Raw genomic sequence first — 23,141 nt, 5'->3', positions numbered from 1 at the left:
CAATCGTGTAAGTGGGAGGATGGTAGCGAAGGAGGGACTTGAACCCCCGACCTATGGATTATGATTCCACCGCTCTAACCAGCTGAGCTACTTCGCCATCCAAGCGTGAATCCCGGCGTTTGCGGGGAAGCACGCGGCGCTATAAGCGTGGGGGGTGCATGGGTCAAGGGCTGCGAAACGTTATTCAGCCCCGAAATGCCCATCTGCCGATTTGCTCCCACGGACCGTCGCGATAATAATAGGCTGCAAGGCCGTTTATGGCCAAGGGCCGCGGCTGGAAATTGCTGGAAAACGCATCATAGAGCGCTTTCGCAACAGTCGGCTCGACCTTGTTCTGGACGGTGATATGCAGCCGCGGACGCGCTTGGTCCTGCGGAATGAGCAAGCCGCGAAACCCTTCTGCCAGCGCATCGCGAATCGAGAGGAGCTCGGGGCTTTCAACGCGATAGGCAACCCCGCCGCCCAGATTCATAAGTTCGCTTAAACGGGCTTTCGGAGCAGGGCATTCAGCCGCAAGAGCCGCCAAGCGGGCTTTGACCTCAGCAATATGGCTTGGGGGCAAATGGTGGAACAGCGTAATGTGCGCATCGACCATGTTGCGGTCGGCAGGATAATGCGCGCGCCGCAAGCCATTGGCCCACGCCTGATCCGCTTTGCCCATTTCGGCGGTGATGATGATGGGTGCGGTCATGGACTGGCTTTAACGGTGCGGGCACGTCACCGCTACCACACAGTTAAATGGACCGACATTAGCGGCGTCATCCTGAACTTGTTTCAGGATGACGAATTGTGTTGCGCGGGCAAGATATGGCACAAAAAAACCGCCCGGTCTTGCGACGGGGCGGCCTTTTGTTTTTCTTGTCGTGAAAGCTTACGCTTCTTCAGCCTCGGCTGACAAACCACCGGCCGCTTCAGCAGCAGCCTTGGCAGCAGCTTGCTCTTCACGGCGCTTTGCGTTTGCAGCGGCTTCAGCTGCGTCTGCAGCGTCGGCAGCAACTTCGGCTTCAACCTGTGCTTCAATGGCTTCAGCAGCGATCTCAGCCTGTTCTGCTTCGAACATCTGTTCGAGAACGTTGACGCCGTCCTTCTGCAGCTCGGCTTCGTCGTCCGAACGGGCCACATTGACCTGAACAGTAACCGAAACTTCGGGATGCAGAACAACCTTAACGTCAAATACGCCGAGCGTTTTGATGGGGCGTTCGAGAACGATCATCGACTTGGTAACCTTGGCGTCCTGGGCAGTCAGACCGTCAACGATATCCTTAACCGAAACCGAACCATAAAGCTGGCCAGTTTGCGAAGCCGCACGGATCAGAACGATCTGCTTGCCTTCAACGCCGCCAGAAGCCTTTTGCGCTTCTTCACGACGGGTTGCGTTGTCGCTTTCAATTTTCGCACGGTTGGCTTCGAAAACCTTGCGGTTTGCGTCGTTCGCACGGAGCGCTTTTTTGTTTGGCAACAGGAAGTTACGGGCATAGCCGTCCTTCACAGTGACAACGTCACCGATTGCACCAAGCTTTTCAACGCGTTCGAGAAGTATGATATCCATGTTTCGGCTCCTTACTTCACGATGTACGGCAGAAGGCCGATGTGACGGGCGCGCTTGATAGCTTGGCCCAGCTCACGCTGCTTCTTTGCCGAAACGGCGGTGATGCGTGATGGGACAATCTTGCCACGCTCTGAAATGTAACCCTGAAGCAGGCGTACATCTTTATAATCAATTTTCGGCGCATCTTTACCCTGGAATGGGCAGGACTTGCGGCGACGGAAAAACGGACGTGCCATAATTTAAGCCTCCTGCTCTGCACGGGGTGCGCGATCGGGACGGTCGCCACGATCTGGACGTGGGGCACCGCGATCACGGTCGCCGCCACCAAATCCACCGCGCTCGCTGCGCTCTGGACGGTCGCTCTTGCGCATCATGACCGATGGGCCTTTTTCATGCTCGTCAACGCGGACAGTCATGTAACGAATGATGTCTTCGTTCATACGTGTCTGACGCTCGAGCTCGGCGATGGTGTCGCCATTAGCTTCGATGTCGAGCATTACGAAATGCGCTTTGCGGTTTTTCTGAATTTTGTAAGTCAGTGTGCGAAGACCCCAGGTTTCAGTCTTTACGACCTTACCTTTATTGTCTTCCACAATCTTGGTGGCAACTTCTGCCAGCGCATCAACCTGGGCCTGTGAAAGGTCCTGACGCGCCAAAAATACATGCTCGTAATTTGGCATGGGCGTTTCCTTGTTCCTACCGATCGCTGACGCAGCACCATGCATACGCCCCTCCGGCTTTCTTCGTTTTCACGTAGGTTACCCCAAGCGAAGTGGCGCGCTTAGGTGGGATTTGCGGGAAAAGCAAGCGATTCGCCGGAATGGCCCGACGTCGAGATATTGCTAAGCGCCAAGCCGTGCCAAAATATCTGCCGCAAACGCGCTCAACGTATCATCCCGCGCGCCCATGATGACTATGCGGTCGCCGGGTACCGCGAGATCGACCATGCGGTTGCCGCAGTCTTCGCGCGCCGGGATGTACTCGGCATTTTGTCCGGCGGCAGTGACTGCGTCGGTGATGCTTTGGCTGCCGACGCTTTTGTCGACAGTGCCGCCGAAATAGACAGGATCGCAGAGGATGAGGTGATCGTCCTTGCCAAGCATGTCTGCAAATACGCCTGCCAATTCAGCACCCATCACGCGGATTGGGCCGTAGCCATGCGGTTGAAAGAAGGCGATGATCCGGCCCGGAAAGGCCTTGAGTGTGGCAAGCGTTGCGGCGATCTTGTCGGGGTTATGGCCGAAATCATCGATGACGGTGATGTCGTTTGCGGTACCAACAATGTCGAAGCGGCGGGCAAGGCCATTGAACCGCTCGATCGCGCGAACGGCCTGCGCAACGGTCACGCCGAGCGCGGTCGCAGCGGCGATGGCGGCAAGTGCATTGGCAATATTGTGGCGACCGGGAACGATAAGCGCGACGTCATGGGTATCGCCCATTGCGTGTAGCGTGAAACGACTGCCCAGCGGCAGGTCCACGATATCGGTCGCACGGAAATCCGCCCGCGCTGAAAAGCCGAAGCTGATCGCCCCTGCCAGCGCCAAGGGTTCAATGAGCGCCACAGTCTCCGCGTCATCGGCGTTCCACACGCTTGTCTTTGCTTTCTTGGCAAAGTCACCGAACAGCTGACGCAATTCTTCAAGGCTTTTATGGTCGAGGCTGACATTGTTAAGCACCGCGACTTCGGGGGTAAACAAGGCGATAGAACCATCGCTTTCGTCGACCTCCGAAACAAAAACATCCCCCTGCCCGACGCGCGCGCTGGCGAAAGGCGCGTCATCGGCGACGAAATTTTTCATCACCGCGCCGTTCATGATGGTCGGGTCCAGCCCTGCATCGGTCAATATCCAGCCGATCATGCCCGTGACGGTGGATTTCCCGCTGGTCCCGCCAACGGCAACGCTGCGCGGCGCATTATTGAATAAATCCGCGAGAAGCTCGGCGCGCGTCATGCGGGCGCAGCCCAAAGCATTCGCCTTGGCAACATCAGACACGCTGTCTTCGATAGCGGCAGACGCGATCAGGATTTGGTCACCGCTGATAAGGCCACTGCCGTCTTGGGCAAACAGGTCGATGCCAAGGCTTTGTAACCATTCAAACTTCGCGCCCAAGCGGCCCTGATCCAACGCGCGGTCCGACCCGGCAACGGTTGCGCCTGCATCGCGAACGATATTCGCCAAGGGCAACATGCCCGAACCGCCAATGCCACAGAAGAAATAGGATTTGTTTTTGTGCATAAGCGTCGGTTATTGGGTAAGAGGAGATTTGGCAATGGCAAGCGAAGGTAACCGCAGCCCTGAGCAGCAGTCGCATCGCGGCTGCGTCCGTCGAAGGGCGGCTATCGGCGGCAAAGCGCCCTTCGACTTTTCGCCAGCGCTTGCGCGCTGACGGCTCAGGGCTACGGTGTGGGGATGGAAGGTTTTTCATGAAAATCGGGATTTGCGCGCCGTCGACGCCCTTTACGCGTGAAGACGCTGCACGCGTTTCGGCGCTTGCCGCAAGGTCGCATCCAAGCGCGGAGCTTTACTTTCATGACCAATGCTTTGCCGAGGCGGGGCATTTCGCGGGTTCGGATGACGAACGGCGCGACGCTTTTGTGGCGCTTGCCAACGACCCCAGCTTTGATGCGGTCTGGTTTGTGCGTGGCGGATATGGCGCATGCCGGATCGCCGAAGACGCTGTCACGGCTCTAAAATCCGCCGCGGCTGACAAGATATATATGGGCTATAGCGACGCCGGCAATGTGCTCGGCGCTTTATATCGCGCGCGCATTGGCCGCGTGTGCCATGGCCCCATGCCCGCAGACATACGGCGCGCAGGCGGCGATGCAGCCGTGACCCGTGCGCTTGACTGGATCGTGCACCAATCGCCGCAGGCGCTTGAGCCGCATGTGCAGGCCGGGGAAAAACATGCCGCGTTCAACCTGATGACGCTGGCCATGATGGCCGGAACGCCCTTGATGCCGGACCTAAATGGCCATGTGTTGATGGTCGAGGAAGTCAGCGAATATCTCTATGGATTTGACCGAGCTTTTTTCAATGTCAGTACCCATTTGCAATCGGCTGGCCTCGCCGGATTGCGCCTTGGCCGGGTCAGCGATGTGCCCGAAAATGACCGGCCATTTGGGGAAGGCGCCGAAGACATTGCCCGGCGCTGGTGTGCCAAGACGGGCATCGCCTATCTGGGCCGCGCGGACATTGGCCATGACGCGGATAACCGCATCGTGCCGTTCGGGCTTGCATCATCCAGCGCCGCGCCATAGGCGATTTGGCACAAACACGGACTGACGGGAGCGAATATGCGCGCATTTATATTTCCAGGACAAGGCAGCCAGGCGGTTGGCATGGGCAAAGCGCTTGCCGACGCCAGCCCCACCGCCCGCGCGGTGTTTCAGGAAGTCGACGAAGCGCTTGGCCAACATCTGTTCCGATTGATGTGTGATGGCCCCGAAAGCGAACTTACGCTGACCGAGAACGCCCAGCCCGCGATTATGGCAAATGCCATTGCGACATTGCGCGTGCTCGAAACCGAAGGCGGCGTCCGCCTTTCGGAAAAATGCAATTTCGTCGCGGGCCATTCCTTGGGCGAATATAGCGCGCTATGTGCCGCTGGCGCGTTGCCATTGTCCGTGACGGCCGCATTGTTGAAACTTCGTGGACGCGCCATGCAGGCCGCTGTTCCCGTTGGCATTGGCGCCATGGCTGCATTGCTTGGGGCAGATATCGAGAAAGCCGAAACATTGGCTGCTGCGGCGGCTGAGGGCGAAACCTGCACCGTCGCAAATGACAATGATCCATCGCAGGTGGTGATTTCAGGGCATAAAGGCGCGATTGATCGCGCCATTGAGCTGGCCAAGGACCATGGGATCAAGCGCGGAATATTGTTGCCAGTGTCCGCACCCTTTCATTGTCCATTGATGCAACCGGCGGCCGATGAAATGCAAAACGCGCTTGGCACGACGACCATTCATGCGCCGCTGGTCCCGCTTTTCGCGAACGTGACGGCAGCGCCGGTGTCCGAACCCGATCTCATCGCCGCGCAATTGGTGCAGCAGGTAACGGGACGCGTGCGCTGGCGTGAGTCCGCAATCGCGATGGCAGAGACCGGCGTCACCCATTTCGTTGAGTTCGGCGGCAAAGTGCTATCCCCCATGGTGAAGCGCAGCACGCATGAAGACATCACCACCACGAGCGTCATCAGCATGGATGACATCGAAGCTTTGTTGAAAGCGATATAATGACGGACCAAATTCTCCAGTCGCGCGATGGCGGCATATTGACCATCACGATGAACATGCCGGAAAAGCGCAACCCGATATCGGACGTCGGCGTCGTCGAGCAGATTTGCGATGCCTTCATGGCTGCGGACCAAGATATGTCGGTGCGCTGCGTCATCCTGACGGGGGCAGGAACGGTGTTTTCATCTGGCGGCGACCTGAAACAGATGCGCCCCGACAGCGGCGGCCTGCGCGCCGGATTGCCAGCCGAAACGCGGCGGAACTATAAATATGGTATTCAGCGGCTCCCGCTGATGTTTCAGGCGCTTGAGGTTCCGGTTGTTGCTGCGGTCAACGGCCCCGCCATTGGTGCAGGGCTTGACCTAACCACGATGTGCGACATTCGTATCGCAGCAGCCTCGGCCAAATTCGCGGAGAGCTTTGTGCGCCTTGGCATTACGCCGGGTGATGGCGGCGCATGGCTTTTGCCCCGCATCGTCGGTTTTTCCAAAGCGACCGAGCTTGCGTTGACAGGCGAAACCATCGACGCGGCAGAGGCGCTGCGCATTGGCCTCGTGTCCGAAGTTGTGGATGATGCCGATCTGATGACCGCCGCGCGCAAGGTGGCGGACAAGATCGCCGCCAACCCGCCACATGCCGTCCGCATGACCAAGCGGCTGTTGCGCGAAGGGCAGACGGCGGACCTGAAAAATATCCTCGAAATGTCCGCCGCTATGCAAAGCCTTGCGCATGCCACCGCGGATAATGATGAAGCCATCACCGCGTTCCTCGAAAAACGCGCACCCGAGTTTAAGGGAGAATAATATGTTTGATCTTACTGGCATGACAGCACTCGTCACCGGAGCATCGGGCGGTATTGGCAGCGCAATCTGCCACGCGCTTGCGGCTCAAGGCGCGCAGCTGGCTGTTTCCGGCTCTAACGTCGAAAAGCTTGAGGCGTTTCGCGCATCACTGGGCGGCGATCATGTCGCGGTGCCATGCAACCTTGGCGACAAGGATAGCGTTGAAGCGCTTGTCCCGGCTGCGCTCGAAAAATTGGGCAAGATCGACATATTGGTCAATAATGCGGGCGTTACACGCGACAATTTGACCATGCGTATGAAGGATGAGGAATGGGATGACGTCATCCGCATCAACCTCGAAGCGACATTCCGCCTCATGCGCGCTGCGACCAAACCGATGATGAAAGCACGCTTCGGCCGTATCATCACGATAACCAGCGTTGTGGGCACGACCGGCAACCCCGGACAGGCCAATTATGCCGCATCAAAAGGCGGCCTCACCGCCATGACCAAGGCGATTGCGCAGGAACTGGCCAGCCGCAATGTCACCGCAAACTGCGTCGCACCGGGCTTCATTGCGACCGCGATGACCGAAACTTTACCCGATGCGCAAAAGGAAGCGCTGAACGCCCGTATCCCAATGGGACGCATGGGCGAAGGCGCAGATATTGGCGCTGCGGTGGCGTATCTCGCGTCGCGAGAGGCTGGCTATGTCACGGGCCAGACAATCCATGTAAATGGCGGCATGGCGATGCTTTGAAGCATAACCGTCGCTTGCCACTTGCCAGCGGGCAATCTGGACATTAGGGCGATTACTGAAATTCATCCTCCCAACAATATAAGGGGCACAAAAATGAGCGATACCGCAGAACGGGTCAAAAAAATTGTAGTTGAGCATCTCGGCGTTGAAGCTGACAAGGTCACGGAAGCTGCAAGCTTCATCGACGATCTTGGCGCAGACAGCCTCGACATCGTCGAACTCGTCATGGCGTTCGAAGAAGAATTCAACGTTGAAATCCCTGACGATGCGGCTGAAAAGATCGCTACCGTTAAGGACGCGATCGACTTCATCAACAGCAACGGCTGAACCGTCTCGCGCGCTGTGTCGCGCGGGCAGTTATAAATTCCAACGGCTTTCCGACCAGCGCCATCAGCGCTACCGTCGGAAAGCCGTTTGCATTTTGGCACTTGTTCGCGGTATTGGGCTGCGAAGATTAGCATTTTGGAGATAACGCAATGCGTCGTGTCGTGGTCACTGGACTGGGTCTGGTTACACCTTTGGGGGCTGATGTCGAAACGACATGGTCCAACCTGATTGCCGGCAAATCCGGCGCGGGCATGATTACGCGTTTTGACGCCAGCGACCATAAATGTCATATTGCCTGCGAGGTAAAGCCAAAGGACCACGCATGGGGCTTTGACCCCGACAAGCGCGTTGACCACAAGGTTCAGCGGCAGGTTGATCCCTTTATCATTTACGGCATCGATGCCGCAGGTCAGGCATTGGAAGATGCCGGCCTCACCGAATTGACCGAAGAACAAAAAGTGCGCGCAGGCTGCTCCATTGGATCCGGCATTGGCGGTCTGCCCGGCATTGAAAGCGAAGCATTGTTGCTCGCTGAAAAAGGCCCAGGTCGCGTCAGCCCGCATTTCGTGCATGGCCGGCTCATCAACCTGATTTCTGGTCAGGTCAGCATTAAATATGGCCTGAAAGGCCCCAATCACGCCGTAGTGACCGCCTGTTCCACGGGCGCGCATTCCATTGGTGATGCCGCACGCATGATCCGCGACGATGACGCCGACATTATGTTGGCTGGCGGCGCAGAGGGCACGATTAACCCACTGGGCATCGCGGGCTTTGCGCAAGCACGCGCACTGAACATGAGCTTTAACGACCGTCCCGAAGCCGCAAGCCGCCCCTATGACAAGGACCGCGACGGTTTTGTTATGGGTGAAGGCGCAGGCATTATCGTTCTGGAAGAATATGAGCACGCAAAGGCGCGCGGCGCAAAAATCTACGCCGAAGTTGTTGGCTATGGCCTTTCGGGCGATGCCTATCACGTCACCGCGCCGCATCCCGATGGCGACGGCGCCTATCGGTCGATGCAGATGGCGTTGAAAAAGGCCGGCATGACGCCAAGCGATATTGATTATATCAACGCGCATGGCACATCGACGATGGCCGACACCATCGAACTTGGCGCTGTGAAGCGTCTATTTGGTGATGCGATTGCGAACGTCTCAATGAGCTCGACCAAGTCCGCCATCGGCCACCTTCTCGGCGGCGCTGGCGCGGTCGAAAGCATTTTCTGCATCCTCGCGCTCCGCGACCAAATCGTTCCGCCAACGCTCAATCTGGACAATCCGGATGAAGGCACAGACGGCGTCGACTTGGTGCCGCATGTGGCCAGAAAACGTGAAGTGAAAGCTGTGTTGAACAACAGCTTTGGCTTTGGCGGTACGAATGCCAGCCTGATCATGAAGGCGATCTGACGATATGCGCCGCCTCGCCAGATGGGCGATATTAGCGGCGGCGCTGCTGCTTGCTATCATTGCGGGCAACTTCATCTACGGCTGGACCGCACCCGGTCCGCTGGAGCGCGAAGTGACTGTCGTTATCAAGCCGGGCTCCAGCATTACCCTGGCCGCACAGCAGCTTGAAAAAGACGGCGTTATCAAGTCCGCCGACGCGTTCGTAAACCGCGCGCGCATTTTTGGCGGCACCGGCACGATTAAGGCTGGCGAATTCATCATCCAACCGCAGGCGTCGAATTCCGAGATATTGTCCATCCTCACCGGCGGCAAAACCGTCCAGCGGATGGTCACGATCCCCGAGGGGATGCCGTCGATCATGGTCTACGAACGCTTGATGGCGAATGACCGCCTCAGCGGCACTATCGCAATGCCGGCCGAAGGCTCCGTGCTTCCCGACAGCTATGCCTTTGGCATAGGCGAGCCGCGCGCTGCCGTGCTGAAACGCATGCAAGACGCGATGACAAAAACAATGGACGAGCTTTGGCCAGAGCGTAGCCCGAACACGGTCGTTAAAACACGGCTTGAGGCGTTGACGCTGGCGTCGATTGTCGAAAAGGAAACGGCGCTGAAATCCGAACTGCGGATTGTGGCCGGAGTATATTCCAACCGCCTGCGCAAGGGCATGCGGCTTCAGGCGGACCCGACGATCATTTACCCGATTACCAAAGGCAAACCGCTTGGCCGCCGCATCCGCAAATCCGAAATAAGCGACGTCAACGATTATAACACTTATGCGATGGCGGGCCTGCCAAAGGGCCCCATTGCCAATCCGTCACGCGCCGCGATTGCCGCCGTGTTGAACCCGCAAGCGACGAGCGCGTTATTCTTCGTCGCCGATGGCAAGGGCGGCCATGTGTTTGCCGACACGCTGCAACAGCACAACGCCAACGTCAAAAAATGGTACGCAATCCGCCGCGAACGCGGAGAAATGTAATCCCTTAAGGTTCAGCGATGTTGAATGCGCCCGGCATCGGGTCAAGCGCGGCCTGAAGCTTGTCAACGACCGACCGGTCGCCTTCGATCTTCAGCCCAGCCATTTGCAATTGCGCCGCCGGCATTTTCAAGAACAACAAAGCGAGGAACAGCTGACGCGGTCCGGTAACGGTAACGGCTGGCGCAGCATGGCCTGCTCCCATTTCGCTGATCATCACCGCGTTGCCGACGGTGACTTTTGCTGTCTCTTTCCGGTCGGAAATCACAAAATTCAGGTTCAGCGACGTATTGCCGATAATCGTCGGATCCAGTCGGGTCGCGACAGAATCGAGCAACAGGCCAGTGGGTATCGCTGAAATCATGTCGATGCTTTGCGTGCTTACGCCCGCCTTCATGCCTTGCCTTAGCTCAGCCGCACCGGTCAGGAACATATTACGCCAAATCGCGGACTCAGCCTGAAAACCTTGCTGTTCATAGCTGTCCGCCAGCAAAGCCCGGCCTTCAACATTTTTGGGATCGGCAAAGACCAATTGGTTCAACAGGTCCGAAGACCAGCGATAGTCCCCCGCCTTCATCGCCTTTTTGGCCGCCGCGAGCAGTTTCTTTGCGCCGCCCATTGCCGCGACCATTTTCGCCGCGCGAATTTCGGGTGGATGGGGGTTAAGATTGGCAGGGACTGCGTCGTACCAGCCAAGATAATATTGATATATCGCCTTCGAATTGTGGCTGTAGGTGCCGTAATAGCCCTTGTTAAACCACTGGTCGCCAATGGCTGGCGGCGCTTTCAACACCTCTGCAATCTCGGCCTGGGTCATGCCCTTGTTCATCATGCGGACTGTCTGGTCGTGCATATATCGATAATTATCGCGCTGCCCCGACAGCGATCCTTTGACCTCGGATTGCCCAAAGCGCGGCCAGCAATGGCTTGAAATCATTATATCGCTGCGGTCGCCGTAAAGGTTGACGGCTTCGTTGAGAAACCCGGACCAGCTTAAGCTATCGCGTACCTTCGCACCGCGCGGGGTCAAAATATTATGCAGACTGCACGTTGCTATTTCAGCCGCCAAAAATGTGCGCGCTGAGGGGATATAAACGTTCATTTCAGCTGGCGCTTCTGTCTCGGGCACCATTTGAAATTCAAGGCTCACGCCGTCAATTTCGCGCACTTCGCCGGTTTTGCGAATGTCGATGGTTGGCGGAATGAGCGTAATGTCGCCACCGCCAATGCCTTTGCCGATGCCGCTGCCCATTTGACCCTGCGGCCCCGGTGCCAAGTTCGTGCCAAATTGGAATGTCGCCCGCCGTCCCATCGCCGGCCCGGCCATGACATTTTCGGACGCGGTTTCAGCCAGAAAATGTTCGGGCGCGATAATGGCGACTTTGCCGGCTTTAACATCGGCTTCATTGACGATGCCGCGCACCCCGCCAAAATGGTCGCCATGGCTATGGCTATAAACAACCGCAGAAACAGGGCGCGTGCCCAGCTTTTCATTCACAAGCTTCAACGCTGCCGCCGCCGTATCGCGGCTGGTCAATGGATCGATGATAATCCAGCCCGTTTGCCCTTTGATGATGGTCATGTTGGACACATCAAACCCGCGCACTTGCCACATATTGTCGGTCACCGCATATAAGCCATGCTTGCGCAAAAGCCCCATGTGCCGCCACAGGCTGGGGTTTACGGTGTCCGGCGATGCCGAATTGCCCATCCAGTCATATGCGCCGAGATTCCAGACAGGCTTGCCATCTTTGTTCCTTATGATGGGGTCCGCCAGACTTCCAAGAAACCCGCGATCTGCAAATTCGAGGTCACGACCATCTTCGACCGGAAGCTGCGCCGCCATGCTGCGCTGCGCGGCAATAGTGGCGTCCGATGCTGGCTTGGCGTCTTGCGCGAAAGCGCCTGTAGCCGACGCCGTGCTCAATAGCAGGGCGCATAAGAATTTCTGCATGTTGGTCTCTCCCCCAAAATTTTTTTTAGACGATGCATCATAAGGCGGCGCAGGTAAATCAGGTATTTTAACCCCGGGATAATCCAACCATCAGAATTTATAAGAAACTGTAGGGATCAACGTCCACCCCGACCCGAACGCTGCGGGGGAAATGCAAGCTGCCCAGCCATTCGCGAATGATGGTCTGCACCTCGACCGAACGTTGCGCATGAACCAACAGCCGCTGTCGATAGCGACCGCGCAGCATAGCGAGCGGCGCTGGCGCAGGGCCGTAAACATACATGCCGTCAACCTGCGGTGCGGCACCACCGACCGCCCGCGCCGCTTCAATCGCCTCACGTTCGTCTTCTGATGAAATGATGATCGCGGCGAAGCGTCCGAACGGCGGGGCGCCAGCAGATTTGCGTTGCTCGGTTTCCGCATCATAAAATGCGTCGCGGTCGCCCGCGACCAATGCGGCGATGACGGGGTGGTTGGGATTACGCGTCTGTATAAAAACCTCACCCGGCTTTTCGCCCCGCCCTGCCCGGCCGGCCGCTTGCGCGATTTGCTGAAATGTCCGTTCGGCCGCACGCAAGTCGCCGCCTTCAAGACCAAGGTCGGCATCAATAACCCCGACCAAGGTCAGCTCAGGAAAGTGATATCCCTTGGTCACCAACTGCGTGCCGATGATGATGTCGACCGCCTTATCTTCAACCCGCGAGACGAACTCGGCGGCTTTTTCCGGCGACCATAATGTATCCGATGTCGCAACGATGGTGCGCGCATCGGGCAACAGGCGATTTACCTCATCACAAATGCGTTCAACGCCTGGGCCACAGGCGACCAAGGTATCGCTTTCGCCGCATTCAGGGCATTCATCGGGCGGCGGCATGACATGGCCGCAATGGTGGCACGCAAGCCGGCGAACCAGCCTGTGTTCGACCATCCAGCTCGTGCAATTGGGACATTGAAAGCGGTGGCCACATGTCCTGCACAAAGTGAGCGGCGCAAAGCCGCGCCGGTTGAGGAACAACAGGCTTTGCTCGCCGCGTTCCACGCGCTCTTCCAACGCTTTGAGCAATGTGGGCGCAATCCAATGTTGACGCTCGGGCGCGTCCAAGGTGAGGTCAATCGCCTTGATCTCCGGCATTTTGGCCGCGCCGAAACGGGACGGGATTTCCAACCCCTTATAGCGGCCAATCGTAACCATATGGCGCGATTCCAAAGCGGGTGTGGCCGACGCCAGCACCACGGGAAAGCCTTCAAAGCGGCCACGCATCACGGCAACATCGCGGGCATGGTACCGCACGCCATCTTCTTGCTTGAAACTGCTCTCATGCGCTTCGTCGACGATGATCAGCCGCAGATTGGCAAAGGGCAGGAACAAAGCCGACCGTGCACCGACAAGTACCTTTGCACTGCCGTCCGCCACCGCGCGCCACACACGGCGGCGCTGCGTTGACCGCAAATTACTATGCCACACGGCAGGCTCCACCCCGAAACGGGCTTCAAAACGGGCCAGAAACGGCGTCGTCAGGGCGATTTCGGGGAGCAGAACGAGAACTTGCTTGCCCAAGCGAATGGCTTCGGCAACCGCTTCAAAATAGGTTTCGGTTTTGCCAGACCCGGTCACACCGTCGAGGACGAAAGTATCAAACCCGCCCGAGCGCACGGCGGTGACCATTGCGTCTGCCGCGACCATTTGCGCGTCATTCAATTTTGGCGCGCCGAAATCTGCAATGGGTTCAGGCAGCGGAGAATCGACGCTGATCGTGACAGGCTCAAAAGCCCCTGCCTTTATCAGCCCGCGGATAACAGCATCGCTAACCCCCGCTTCTGCCGCAAGCTCACGAACAAGGCCTTGCGCACCTTCCAATGCGTCAAGCGCCACGGCGCGTTGCGGGGTGAGCCGAGCGGGTTCAAAGCCGGTGCGCCGATACTCAATGATCGTACCAGACACCGTAAACGCCGCAGACGATGCCAGGACCATCCGCAACACCGCGGCATGGCTGGTCAGATAATAATCGGCGACCCAGTTGACGAGGCGGCGCAACCCTTGCCCAAGTGGCGGACAGTCGACCCGTTCCAACACAGGCCGAAGTTTGCTGGCATCGACGGCTTCATCGCCAAAAACATCATCATCCCAGATAACACCGGGCAATTTACGCGGCCCCAGCGGGACCATTACCACGCACCCGGGGCCCGCCTCCATACCCGCAGGCAACCGATAGTCGAGCGGACCAATCGCTTGCGTCAACAGGACGACACGGACACGGTTGGTGGGAGGATTCATCCCGTCGATATAGGCAGACAATCAAGGGACGTCACCCACCTATCCCAGCCAATTCAAAAGCATGTTCCATTGGCGTGATATATTGCGGCAAATCCGCACGGAATATTGCCTGTCATTTCCGCCCTGACTTTGGCATTAGGCAATCATCCGAATCTACTATCAGGAATAACGTGCCATGAAATTTTTTGCCGACACCGCTGACATTGCCGATATCAAAGATCTGGCAGCGACTGGCTTGCTTGATGGCGTCACCACCAACCCCACTTTGATCGCCAAATCGGGTCGGGACTTCATTGAAGTTACCCGCGAAATTTGTGCGCTGACCGACGGACCTGTATCCGCCGAAGTCGTTGCGCTGGACCATGCAACGATGATGAAAGAGGCTGAAATCCTCCGCAAAATTGCAAGCAACGTCTGCATCAAAGTGCCATTGACGATTGATGGTCTGAAAACCTGCAAAGCGCTGACGTCAGAAGGGACCATGGTCAACGTGACCTTGTGCTTCTCTGCCAACCAAGCGCTGCTGGCGGCCAAGGCCGGTGCAACATTTGTATCGCCCTTTGTAGGTCGTCATGATGACAATGGCTTTGACGGCATGCAGCTGATCAGCGACATTCGCCTGATTTACGACAATTATGCATTCGACACTGAAATCCTCGTCGCCAGCGTGCGCCATGGTGTGCATGTGCTTGAAGCAGCGAAAATCGGCGCTGACGTCATGACTGCACCTCCTGCTGTCATCAAGGGCCTGTTCAAACATATCCTGACGGACAAGGGCATTGAAGGCTTTTTGGCAGACTGGGCGAAGACCGGACAAGCCATCGGCTAAAGCTATCGGCGCGGGCTTCATTAAGGAGCTGCCCGCGCCAGATATCCCATCGCATCATGGTGAAGTGCCTATGGGTTATTCGCCGTATAGATTTTAAAGGCGGGCGGACCTATTTTTGGGGATAAACATGGCGGGCAATTAAGACCGCTGGAGACCCAAGATGAACCAGCCCGAAAAGGTGTTTCCCATCGCACATATACATTATGAAGACGAAATTGGTGAGAACGGCAAAATTGTCGTTCCTGACGACGTTCAAGACGCCATTCGCACGTTAATCCGTTGGTCCGGTGATGACCCAGCCCGTGAAGGCTTGCTGGATACACCCGCACGCGTGGGCCGCGCATGGCGCGAATATTGTGGCGGCTATGCGGAAGACCCGGCTGCGCATCTGTCGCGGACATTTCAGGAAGTCGGCGGATATCATGAGCTGGTCCTGCTAAAGGATATCCCGTTCCAATCCCATTGTGAGCACCATATGGCGCCGATCATTGGCAAGGCATCGATTGCCTATATGCCAACGGATCGCGTTGTCGGCATTTCAAAGCTGGCGCGCGTGCTGCACGGTTTTGCACAACGGCTTCAGGTGCAGGAACGCCTGACCGCCGAAGTCGCAAACTGCATTTGGGAACATTTGAAGCCAGAGGGCGTCGCCGTTGTCATTGAGGCGCAACATGGTTGCATGACGGGCCGCGGTGTGAAGGTGCATGGCGTTGGCATGGTCACGTCAAAGCTTATCGGTTGCTTTCTGGACGACCAATCCAGCCGCAAGGAAGTCATGAGCCTGATGGGCTACTGATTACGGCATTGCTGCCCGGTTCGAACGCACTTATGGATGGGGGTAACCCCATCCGATAAGAATCGCCGGACTGCACTGACATGGCCTTTACCCTTCCCCATTTTGATCTCGACGCCTTTGTCCGCGCGACGCTTGCCGAAGATCTGGGGCCAACCGGAACCGACGTTACATCGCAAAGCGTTATTCCTGCGGATGTCCGGTTTGAAGGCACGATGGATAGCCGTGACGCAATCGTCGTTGCAGGCCTGCCGATTGCCGTCGCGTTCTTCAGTTCGCTCGATCCCGCGATGGAAATCGAGCTGCTTGTCGAAGAAGGACAGCAGGTTGCCGCTGGAACGGAGCTTATGCGCCTTCGGGGTAATGCCCGTGCAATGCTGACGGCGGAGCGGTCCGCACTGAACACAGTCCAACATCTTTCGGGCATCGCCACGCTAACACGGCAATATGTTGATGCGATTTCGGGCACGGGCTGCACCCTATTGGATACGCGCAAAACCATTCCCGGGCTTCGCGTACTTGAAAAATACGCCACGCGCATGGGCGGGGCAACGAACCACCGCATGGGCTTGTGGGATGCCGCGATGATCAAGGACAATCATGTGGCGGTCGCAGGCGGCGTGGCAGAGGCGGTGCGACGCGCACGCGAAGCTGGCGTCGAACGCATCATATTAGAGGTCGATAGCATCGCGCAGATCGAACCAGGGCTTGCGGCGGGCGCGAGCCATTTGCTGCTCGACAATATGGACGCAGATACGCTGCGCACCGCAGTTGCCTTAATTGCGTGCCGCGTGCCGACAGAGGCGTCGGGCGGTGTCACGCTTGATAGCATTCGCGCAAAAGCCGAAACCGGCGTTACGTACATCTCGGTTGGACGCTTGACGCAAAGCGCACCCGCTGCGGATATCGGCTTGGATTTTGCGCAGGCTTAGCGGCCTCGTCCTTATAGGCGCGTCGGCGTGCCTATCGCCAGCACCGGCGCTGGCGCAAGCATGGCAGTGTCAGCCCACACATTATCTGCCCCGTCCAGCACTTGAGTTGCCGTCACCCAATCAGGTCCGGCGCACGGCAATTGCCGGCTATATTTTGGCATTAAGCTGGAGCCCCGAATTTTGCCGTGGACGCGAACGCGACCCGGCGGTGCGCTTCCAATGTTCCGGAACAATTGGCGACTTTGGCTTCATTCTTCATGGCCTGTGGCCCGAAGCAAAAGGGCCAAATTATCCGCAATATTGCCGGCCGGTGGGTGTGTTGCCACGGCAGACCATTAGCAACAACATCTGCCTTAGCCCGTCGCCCCAATTGCTGCAGCACCAATGGGCCAAGCATGGCAGCTGCATCGCCAAAACGCCGGAGGCTTATTTCGGTGCAGCGCGGCTGCTGTTCAACGCGCTTGAGTTTCCCGACATGGCGCGGCTTTCGCGCGAGCCAGAACGCGGAACAGCATTAACCGCAGCGACGATTGCTGAGAGATTTGCCGAGTTAAACGACGGGATGCCAGCGGGCTCGGTGACGGTAAAGGTCAGCCCGAAAGGCTGGCTTCAGGAAGTACGCATTTGCCTAGACCGCACATTCAAACCGCGAAGATGTCCCAGCTTTAGCCGGGCTGCATCCCGCACAGCACCAGTCAAAATCTGGCGCGGGCGTTAACGTTCGATAATCCGCGTGGACGGATGATGTTTGTCCAGATGCTTGCGGATGATCTTTAGGTTCTTCGTATTGGAACGCCACACCAAGTCAAAGGCATCACCCAAAAACGGCACCGCGCCAATCGCGGTATCAATGCCGATATTCGCGCTCATGCGCAGCAGCTGCCATTTTGACATGCCCAGATTGCGGCCTTCCCAGACCATATAGGCGCCCATGGCTGCGGTCACGAGGTCGCCCAGCACCGGCACCAAGCCGATGACGTTGTCCAAGCCCACCGGAATTTTTGTGCCGGGAATGTGAAATGCCCGTTCAAGTAGCTTTTCGAGTGCTTCGACGCGCATACGAACGGCCCTTGGGTCATTGCCCATTCCGGGCAGATCCTTGGCAATTTGTGCGAACTGTTCCTGCGAAATCGGCACTGGCATAACTCCTTTGGACTTATGTTGGGTCCCGCCCGAGATATTGCAACAGGTGCCAGCCCCGTCCGTTGGCAAAGTGCCCCAAAAGCCCCGGCCGCACGACCGACCAGCGCAGCGGATTGGCAATTGGAATAAAGCCGACCGTGGACTGCATTTCGGCTTCCGCCTGCCCCAATAATTGCGCGCGCACCGCCATGTCCTGTGTCATGCGCGCTTCTGCAACGATTGCGTCCGCCCGCGCGCTGCATATCGCGGCAAATTTGCAGGACAATTGGTCCAGATACCATGAAGGGCTGGATTGCTGCGCCGTCAGGTCAATCAAACGTAGGTCATGCGGCCGGTCGGCGGTCACCCGTTCAATCTCGATACCCACGGCCGCTAGATCAGCGCGCAGGCGCGCGAAAAATATGCGGCTGCCATATCCACGTGGCAAGGCAACACGCAAAGGCCGGATGGTCCCATTCGCACGCTTCCAGTTTGCGATGCTTGCAGCCGCCATCGACCGTCTTTGATCCATGGACGGTGCGGCCCAATCTGGCCGGGCAATGTCCGCGCGGTTTGGCAAGCTTTCGGGCACCAGCGTGACCGTTTCGCGCCATGCGACAATATCGAAAGCAGTGAGCAGCTTTGGCCGGTCAATGGCCATGGCGATTGCAGTGCGGTTGTCCTTGTCCGCCAAAAAGGGACCGGCTTGCACGACCATTAATCCAAACAAACCCGGAACAGCATCAAACTGGATCTCATTAGCATTGATCTTTGCCGCGTCGAGCAACGGGAAGGTTTCAAACCGGCCGCCCTCAATCAAATCGGTCTGCCCAAGCACATAACGCGCGAGCACCAACGAAGCTTCGCCGCGGCGGAGCGTAACGGTTGCGTTGCCCAGAACCGCCGCCCCATCGGCATCCATTTCGTTGCGCCGCAGCTGCATGGCCTGACCCAATTTCTTGGCCTGCATCGGGCCGGACCCGGCACCGCGACGTAATAACCCGAATTCAGGCAAAGCAAGAAGCTCAAGCAAATAAGGCATCGGGGCCTTCAGCCGGATTTCAACGACCTTACCTGTCATCGCGACGACGCGGTCGATGACGGCAAGTTCTGATCCCAGACGTCCCTTTTTGAGTTCGCTTATGCGCCGGGTCAAAAGCTGTGCGACCTCTTGCGAGTCTAGTTCGCGCCCATCGTTCCACCGCGCCTTGTTCAGGCGGAAGATGTAACTCATACCGTCGTCATTGACGATCCAGCGGCTCGCCAACCCCGGCGCAACGCGTCCTTTTTCATCGAAGGTAACAAGCCCCTGCGCCGTGGCACTGCGCAGATAGGCAGAGGCGAGCGGCAATGGCACAGCGGACACGTTAAAAGGCTTGGGACGATCCTCAATCACATCGACGCGGACCCGTTCATTGTCGACGCCCTGCGAACAACCGGCAAGCGTCGCCGACAGCAACAAAAGCAAAAACGGCAGCAGGCGGGTCATGCGGCCACCATAATCAGAATGTCGGGGTGCACAATCCACGATTCAACGGTCAGTGCAGGTGAACAGCAATATCTCGTTCGGGGCGGGCGGCAATTGTGCGGCAATCGCCTTATTCATATTGTCGATGTTGGTCAGCTGGCTCGCGTCGGTTGTACATGTCTTCACGTCATAACGCTGGCGCGCTTCGCGGGCGGACTGCATGGCATCTGTACCCGGGAGAAAACGCTCGATACGATAGATATTGGTGTCGGGGGCGTAACTCGTCACCGAAATTTGTGCGTCATTGTTCGGCACAAAGCTTCGGACCCACCGCCCGCCGCTTTCGACATATTGCGTGCGCCCATTGACGCATCCGTCCGGCCGCCATGTGAAATCAACATCGGCGGTTTCGGACATGGTGATACGGCTGCGTTCGGGCTGCAGCACGCATATTTTGGCCACTTCGGTCACGGCCGCTTTGACCGCTTCGTCCTGCGGCGCATCCGCAGTCAGGGCCGCGCGCACCCTGTCATCAACTTCGTCGAAAGAAGGACGCGCTGCAAAAATGCCAACGGCCGAAACCAGTAATATCGCGCCCGTAGCGGCAGCCGCTTTGAAACGGTCATTTTGCGCCCGCTCCGAAAATTGCCACGCTGCGCCACCGGCGACAGCACTTAAGACCAGCAGCAAAACCGCAAGCGCAATGTGGTTTTCGCGGGCCGATATCACGGCGTGTTCAGCGTCACTGCGCACTTTGCCTTCACGGCTGCGTTGCAATTCGGCGGCGACGCGTGCTTCTTTCTCGACCTTGGCGCGGGTGGCCGCTTCAAGCTCCGCCTCAGCGCGCGTCAATTCCGCGACCGAGCGGCAATCGCCACGAACCGTCCGGAATGCGACACCTTGATTGTCGAGAAATGCCGCCAGCTCGCGGGTCGAAATGGCGAAGTAGAACTCGGCGCCGCCCTCGTTCGCCACCGATCCAAAGCTGTTGATGCCGACAACGCGGCCACATGCATCGACAATCGGCCCGCCGCTATTGCCCGGTGCAATGGGCGCGGTGTGTAAAAGCGATTCAACGGACTTCGATGTCCGGCCCGACGAAATAGTGCCCCGCGTTTTAACGGGCGGTTGCGGCCGCAGTACGTCCGCCTCGCTTTGTTCAAGCGCGACATCCACGCTGGCCGGATAGCCAATTGCGAAGACATCCGCGCCATCGGATACCGTGCCCGCAAATATGCTTGCGGGGACCAATGCGCCCGAAGAAAGCCGCAGGAGCGCAAGATCCTTGCGCGCAACCACGGCGGACACTGTGGCGCGATAACTTTGGGTCCCGTCGGAGGGCACAACGACAATTTCGACACTGTCGTCGAAGCGCGCCTGTTCAACGACATGGGCGTTGGTAACGACCTTGTTGCGGTCAACAACCACGCCAGAGCCAATGCTGACAATGGTCTGCTGGCCTTCTGCGGAGCTAAAAACGACGATGCGCACGACACTGCGTGCGGCAGCGCTAATATCACTGGCATCTGCATATACCGGGGTCGCAACGACCGCGCTGAGGACACATGCCAATGCGAGCACGAGTTTTTTGATGCTTGAATGCAAGGACCGGACGACCATCATCGCGGGCCTTGCGCTGGTCGGGTTTCGGGCGGCGCGGGCTGGATATTCATACCGTCACGGTTAAGCTTGACCTCCACCGGCATGCCACCGACCTCCGCGTTCACGGTCACACCCTGTCCTTGGTCAATCCGGACTTCCGCGTTGCCAACATCGACAGGAAATTCGCTGAGCTCGGGTAAATCCAACGGTTCAATCGGGCCTTCGGGATCAGGTTGCTGACGCAGCTTTGGCCTTGCCGCAGGCGCCGCATTGCGGATCGACTGCGCCATGAAATCGCGCCAGATGCGCGCCGGCAAACCGCTGCCGTTAACGCCGCGCAACGGGGTGTTGTCATCATTGCCGATCCAGACACCGACGACCAAGTCACCCGCAAATCCGACGAATAATGCGTCGCGGTTATCTTGGCTCGTTCCGGTTTTGCCATAAGCGGGGATGGACAGCCGCGCCGCGCGTCCGGTCCCCTTATTGACCGTCGCACCCAGCAAATCGAGCAACATCTGGTGCGTACGGCTGCTGAATGAACGCGGTCCAGAGAACAGCCACTCGATCCATCCTTGCTCTTCGCGTTTGATGGCGTGCGGTTCAACGGGCCACTGGTTACCAGCCACACCGGCATAGGCAGCGGTCAGCTCAATCAGCGTCAGGCCCGAACTGCCCAGCGCCATGCTCTGGTCCATCGTCAATGGACTGCGCACGCCGAGATCCGTCGCTGCGCGTACCACCGCTTCGCCGCCAACTTTTTGATAGAGGCGGACCGCAGCCACGTTGCTTGACTGGGCAAATGCCTGCTCCAGCGTAATATCACCGCGGTAATTCTGCCCCGAATTTTTGGGGCGATACGCGCCTTCATTGATCGGCGTATCGGCAATTAACGATTGAGGCGTCATCCCCGAACGGAGCGCCGCCAGATAGACAAACAGTTTGAAGGTCGAACCCGGCTGCCGCTTTGCCTGTGTCGCGCGGTTGAACGCGGAATCCTTATAGCTTCGGCCACCGACCATGGCCACGACTTCGCCATTGGGGCGCATGGCAACGAGCGCGATTTGGGCATTGCCAACGGCGGATCGCGCCACAACTTTGCGGGCGATGTTCTGCAATCGCGCATCCAATGTCGTGGTAATCCTGACGTCGGCATAACCGCTGTCGGTCAGCAGCCGTGCCTGGGGAATGGCCCAGTCCGCAAAATAGGTGCCCGTGGGCAGCGTTTCCCGCACGCGAACGTCAAGCCGCGCGACCGGTGTCGCGTCGGCCTTGGCCCGCGTAATAACATTATTGGCGACCATTGCATTCAGCACCAATTGCGCTCGCTTGGCCGCCCGTTCGGGGTTCTTTGTCGGGGCAAGCCGCGACGGTGCCTGAACAAGTCCGGCAAGCATCACCGACTGGCTGAGTGTCAGCCGCTCGGGTTGCCTGTAGAAATAATGTAAAGACGCTGCGCGCAGGCCGTACACATTGTCGCCAAAATAGACGTTCGACAAATAGCGCTCAAGAATTTCGTCCTTCGTCAAACGCCCTTCCAGCCAGAAGGCAATGAGCATCTCGCGCGCCTTGCGCGTAAGGCTGCGCTCCGGCGTCAGAAACGTGAATTTCGCGAGCTGCTGCGTAATCGTGCTTCCGCCCTGCGTCATTCCGCTGCCAAAAGCATTGGACCAAAACGCACGCGCAAGGCCGCGGGGGTCGATACCGAAATGCGAATAAAATCGGCGATCTTCGATAGACAAAAACGCCTGCACCACATGCGGGGGCAGCGTGCCGACATCAACCGGTTTGTCGACGATAGCCCCGTTCCGTGCGATGGGCGTACCATCCGACGCCAGCAGAGTAATGCGCGGCGGTGCGATGGGCTGAAGCGATTTGGACAATGGCGCCGTAATCGCAAGCCACAATATCAACAATATAAACAGGCCAAGCAGGGCCGCGCTGGTTCGGCTAAACCACCACCAGCGGGTCTTGCCCAAGATAAGGCGCCGTGTCGACGCTGGCTTAGCATCGGGATTCCAAGGCTGCGGATCATCGGGAAAGCGCTGCGCATAGCTTTCATCGAAGGCCGCAAGCCGACCATCAATATCCGAAGGAATGTTAGAAGAGGAGCGCCGGAAAAGCATCGCGTG

Annotated in this window: 22 protein-coding genes and 1 tRNA gene; 11 read left to right on the top strand and 12 right to left on the bottom strand. The window is 57.9% G+C overall.

Annotation, left to right across the window (positions count from 1 at the left end):
• Window positions 1–20 precede the first annotated feature (20 nt).
• The 6 genes from ACIQZK_RS03520 to ACIQZK_RS03495 all read right to left on the bottom strand — a co-directional run bounded on the left by ACIQZK_RS03520 (window position 21) and on the right by ACIQZK_RS03495 (window position 3,786).
• Window positions 21–97, bottom strand: a tRNA-Met gene (locus ACIQZK_RS03520).
• A gap of 87 nt (window positions 98–184) precedes the next feature.
• Window positions 185–691: a 2'-5' RNA ligase family protein gene (locus tag ACIQZK_RS03515; protein WP_397574933.1), complete on the bottom strand. Its 507-nt coding sequence runs from the start codon at window positions 689–691 to the stop codon at window positions 185–187.
• 180 nt (window positions 692–871) lie between these two features.
• Window positions 872–1,549 (bottom strand): 50S ribosomal protein L9, encoded by a 678-nt coding sequence (gene rplI, locus ACIQZK_RS03510; protein WP_397574932.1) that lies wholly within the window; start codon window positions 1,547–1,549, stop codon window positions 872–874.
• 11 nt (window positions 1,550–1,560) lie between these two features.
• A complete protein-coding gene (rpsR, locus tag ACIQZK_RS03505) occupies window positions 1,561–1,785 on the bottom strand; it encodes a 30S ribosomal protein S18 (protein WP_143774744.1) in 225 nt (74 codons plus the stop codon).
• Between the two features lie 3 nt (window positions 1,786–1,788).
• Entirely contained in the window at window positions 1,789–2,229 is a 441-nt protein-coding gene (gene rpsF / locus ACIQZK_RS03500) for a 30S ribosomal protein S6 (protein ID WP_395636811.1), read from the bottom strand.
• A 162-nt stretch (window positions 2,230–2,391) separates the two neighbouring features.
• Window positions 2,392–3,786: a glutamate ligase domain-containing protein gene (locus tag ACIQZK_RS03495; protein WP_397574931.1), complete on the bottom strand. Its 1,395-nt coding sequence runs from the start codon at window positions 3,784–3,786 to the stop codon at window positions 2,392–2,394.
• A gap of 188 nt (window positions 3,787–3,974) precedes the next feature.
• Here ACIQZK_RS03495 and ACIQZK_RS03490 point away from each other — a divergent pair, with 188 nt between their 5' ends.
• The 7 genes from ACIQZK_RS03490 (at window position 3,975) to mltG (ending at window position 10,037) form a co-directional block, all read left to right on the top strand.
• The gene (locus ACIQZK_RS03490) at window positions 3,975–4,811 is read left to right on the top strand and encodes an LD-carboxypeptidase (protein ID WP_397574930.1); all 837 of its coding nucleotides are present in this window, start codon (window positions 3,975–3,977) and stop codon (window positions 4,809–4,811) included.
• A gap of 36 nt (window positions 4,812–4,847) precedes the next feature.
• The gene (fabD, locus tag ACIQZK_RS03485; protein ID WP_397574929.1) at window positions 4,848–5,786 is read left to right on the top strand and encodes an ACP S-malonyltransferase; all 939 of its coding nucleotides are present in this window, start codon (window positions 4,848–4,850) and stop codon (window positions 5,784–5,786) included.
• Window positions 5,786–6,589 (top strand): crotonase/enoyl-CoA hydratase family protein, encoded by an 804-nt coding sequence (locus ACIQZK_RS03480; RefSeq protein WP_333569313.1) that lies wholly within the window; start codon window positions 5,786–5,788, stop codon window positions 6,587–6,589. The genes fabD and ACIQZK_RS03480 overlap by 1 nt, the downstream gene beginning before the upstream one ends.
• Before the next feature lies 1 nt (window position 6,590).
• Window positions 6,591–7,328, top strand: a complete 738-nt coding sequence (gene fabG / locus ACIQZK_RS03475; RefSeq protein WP_395629468.1) for a 3-oxoacyl-[acyl-carrier-protein] reductase — start codon at window positions 6,591–6,593, stop codon at window positions 7,326–7,328.
• A 93-nt stretch (window positions 7,329–7,421) separates the two neighbouring features.
• Window positions 7,422–7,655 carry an acyl carrier protein gene (locus ACIQZK_RS03470; protein ID WP_125229739.1) on the top strand — a complete coding sequence of 78 codons (234 nt, stop codon included), beginning with the start codon at window positions 7,422–7,424 and terminating at the stop codon, window positions 7,653–7,655.
• Window positions 7,656–7,804: 149 nt separating this feature from the next.
• Window positions 7,805–9,061, top strand: coding sequence for a beta-ketoacyl-ACP synthase II (fabF, locus tag ACIQZK_RS03465; RefSeq protein ID WP_397574928.1), 1,257 nt, complete (start codon window positions 7,805–7,807; stop codon window positions 9,059–9,061).
• Window positions 9,062–9,065: 4 nt separating this feature from the next.
• Window positions 9,066–10,037, top strand: a complete 972-nt coding sequence (gene mltG / locus ACIQZK_RS03460) for an endolytic transglycosylase MltG (RefSeq protein WP_397574927.1) — start codon at window positions 9,066–9,068, stop codon at window positions 10,035–10,037.
• Window positions 10,038–10,041: 4 nt separating this feature from the next.
• Here mltG and ACIQZK_RS03455 read toward each other — a convergent pair whose 3' ends face one another.
• Window positions 10,042–11,988 (bottom strand): alkyl/aryl-sulfatase, encoded by a 1,947-nt coding sequence (locus ACIQZK_RS03455; RefSeq protein ID WP_397574926.1) that lies wholly within the window; start codon window positions 11,986–11,988, stop codon window positions 10,042–10,044.
• A gap of 97 nt (window positions 11,989–12,085) precedes the next feature.
• Window positions 12,086–14,263 (bottom strand): primosomal protein N', encoded by a 2,178-nt coding sequence (locus ACIQZK_RS03450; RefSeq protein WP_397574925.1) that lies wholly within the window; start codon window positions 14,261–14,263, stop codon window positions 12,086–12,088.
• Between the two features lie 175 nt (window positions 14,264–14,438).
• Between ACIQZK_RS03450 and fsa the strand changes: the two genes are divergently transcribed.
• The 4 genes from fsa (at window position 14,439) to ACIQZK_RS03430 (ending at window position 17,535) form a co-directional block, all read left to right on the top strand.
• Window positions 14,439–15,092, top strand: coding sequence for a fructose-6-phosphate aldolase (fsa, locus tag ACIQZK_RS03445; protein WP_395635459.1), 654 nt, complete (start codon window positions 14,439–14,441; stop codon window positions 15,090–15,092).
• Window positions 15,093–15,252: 160 nt separating this feature from the next.
• Window positions 15,253–15,888: a GTP cyclohydrolase I FolE gene (folE, locus tag ACIQZK_RS03440; protein ID WP_324479518.1), complete on the top strand. Its 636-nt coding sequence runs from the start codon at window positions 15,253–15,255 to the stop codon at window positions 15,886–15,888.
• Between the two features lie 80 nt (window positions 15,889–15,968).
• Window positions 15,969–16,817, top strand: a complete 849-nt coding sequence (nadC, locus tag ACIQZK_RS03435) for a carboxylating nicotinate-nucleotide diphosphorylase (RefSeq protein ID WP_397574924.1) — start codon at window positions 15,969–15,971, stop codon at window positions 16,815–16,817.
• The gene (locus ACIQZK_RS03430) at window positions 16,804–17,535 is read left to right on the top strand and encodes a ribonuclease T (protein WP_397574923.1); all 732 of its coding nucleotides are present in this window, start codon (window positions 16,804–16,806) and stop codon (window positions 17,533–17,535) included. The genes nadC and ACIQZK_RS03430 overlap by 14 nt, the downstream gene beginning before the upstream one ends.
• Here the strand turns inward: ACIQZK_RS03430 and ACIQZK_RS03425 are convergent.
• The 4 genes from ACIQZK_RS03425 to ACIQZK_RS03410 are packed head-to-tail and all read right to left on the bottom strand — an operon-like array spanning window position 17,532 to window position 23,135.
• Window positions 17,532–17,954, bottom strand: coding sequence for a DUF4112 domain-containing protein (locus tag ACIQZK_RS03425; protein WP_397574955.1), 423 nt, complete (start codon window positions 17,952–17,954; stop codon window positions 17,532–17,534). The two genes, ACIQZK_RS03430 and ACIQZK_RS03425, sit on opposite strands and share 4 nt — an antisense overlap.
• Before the next feature lie 19 nt (window positions 17,955–17,973).
• On the bottom strand, window positions 17,974–19,428 hold the full coding sequence (locus ACIQZK_RS03420) for an ABC transporter substrate-binding protein (RefSeq protein ID WP_397574922.1): 1,455 nt from the start codon (window positions 19,426–19,428) through the stop codon (window positions 17,974–17,976).
• Between the two features lie 42 nt (window positions 19,429–19,470).
• Window positions 19,471–21,030 (bottom strand): S1C family serine protease, encoded by a 1,560-nt coding sequence (locus ACIQZK_RS03415; protein ID WP_397574921.1) that lies wholly within the window; start codon window positions 21,028–21,030, stop codon window positions 19,471–19,473.
• Window positions 21,027–23,135: a transglycosylase domain-containing protein gene (locus ACIQZK_RS03410; protein WP_397574920.1), complete on the bottom strand. Its 2,109-nt coding sequence runs from the start codon at window positions 23,133–23,135 to the stop codon at window positions 21,027–21,029. The genes ACIQZK_RS03415 and ACIQZK_RS03410 overlap by 4 nt, the downstream gene beginning before the upstream one ends.
• Window positions 23,136–23,141 lie beyond the last annotated feature (6 nt).

This window comes from Sphingorhabdus sp. (genome assembly GCF_044338195.1).
Taxonomy (GTDB): Bacteria; Pseudomonadota; Alphaproteobacteria; order Sphingomonadales; family Sphingomonadaceae; genus Sphingorhabdus_B.
The sequence above is the reverse complement of the archived record's forward strand: the minus strand, read 5'-3'. Positions and strand labels throughout refer to the sequence as shown.

Excerpts from the sequence above, each read along its gene's own strand:
- ACIQZK_RS03515 (WP_397574933.1), bottom strand. The coding sequence starts at position 691 with ATGACCGCACCCATCATCATCACCGCCGAAATGGGCAAAGCGGATCAG.
- rplI (WP_397574932.1), bottom strand. The coding sequence starts at position 1,549 with ATGGATATCATACTTCTCGAACGCGTTGAAAAGCTTGGTGCAATCGGT.
- rpsR (WP_143774744.1), bottom strand. The coding sequence starts at position 1,785 with ATGGCACGTCCGTTTTTCCGTCGCCGCAAGTCCTGCCCATTCCAGGGT.
- rpsF (WP_395636811.1), bottom strand. The coding sequence starts at position 2,229 with ATGCCAAATTACGAGCATGTATTTTTGGCGCGTCAGGACCTTTCACAG.
- ACIQZK_RS03495 (WP_397574931.1), bottom strand. The coding sequence starts at position 3,786 with ATGCACAAAAACAAATCCTATTTCTTCTGTGGCATTGGCGGTTCGGGC.
- ACIQZK_RS03490 (WP_397574930.1), top strand. The coding sequence starts at position 3,975 with ATGAAAATCGGGATTTGCGCGCCGTCGACGCCCTTTACGCGTGAAGAC.
- fabD (WP_397574929.1), top strand. The coding sequence starts at position 4,848 with ATGCGCGCATTTATATTTCCAGGACAAGGCAGCCAGGCGGTTGGCATG.
- ACIQZK_RS03480 (WP_333569313.1), top strand. The coding sequence starts at position 5,786 with ATGACGGACCAAATTCTCCAGTCGCGCGATGGCGGCATATTGACCATC.
- fabG (WP_395629468.1), top strand. The coding sequence starts at position 6,591 with ATGTTTGATCTTACTGGCATGACAGCACTCGTCACCGGAGCATCGGGC.
- ACIQZK_RS03470 (WP_125229739.1), top strand. The coding sequence starts at position 7,422 with ATGAGCGATACCGCAGAACGGGTCAAAAAAATTGTAGTTGAGCATCTC.
- fabF (WP_397574928.1), top strand. The coding sequence starts at position 7,805 with ATGCGTCGTGTCGTGGTCACTGGACTGGGTCTGGTTACACCTTTGGGG.
- mltG (WP_397574927.1), top strand. The coding sequence starts at position 9,066 with ATGCGCCGCCTCGCCAGATGGGCGATATTAGCGGCGGCGCTGCTGCTT.
- ACIQZK_RS03455 (WP_397574926.1), bottom strand. The coding sequence starts at position 11,988 with ATGCAGAAATTCTTATGCGCCCTGCTATTGAGCACGGCGTCGGCTACA.
- ACIQZK_RS03450 (WP_397574925.1), bottom strand. The coding sequence starts at position 14,263 with ATGAATCCTCCCACCAACCGTGTCCGTGTCGTCCTGTTGACGCAAGCG.
- fsa (WP_395635459.1), top strand. The coding sequence starts at position 14,439 with ATGAAATTTTTTGCCGACACCGCTGACATTGCCGATATCAAAGATCTG.
- folE (WP_324479518.1), top strand. The coding sequence starts at position 15,253 with ATGAACCAGCCCGAAAAGGTGTTTCCCATCGCACATATACATTATGAA.
- nadC (WP_397574924.1), top strand. The coding sequence starts at position 15,969 with ATGGCCTTTACCCTTCCCCATTTTGATCTCGACGCCTTTGTCCGCGCG.
- ACIQZK_RS03420 (WP_397574922.1), bottom strand. The coding sequence starts at position 19,428 with ATGACCCGCCTGCTGCCGTTTTTGCTTTTGTTGCTGTCGGCGACGCTT.
- ACIQZK_RS03415 (WP_397574921.1), bottom strand. The coding sequence starts at position 21,030 with ATGATGGTCGTCCGGTCCTTGCATTCAAGCATCAAAAAACTCGTGCTC.
- ACIQZK_RS03410 (WP_397574920.1), bottom strand. The coding sequence starts at position 23,135 with ATGCTTTTCCGGCGCTCCTCTTCTAACATTCCTTCGGATATTGATGGT.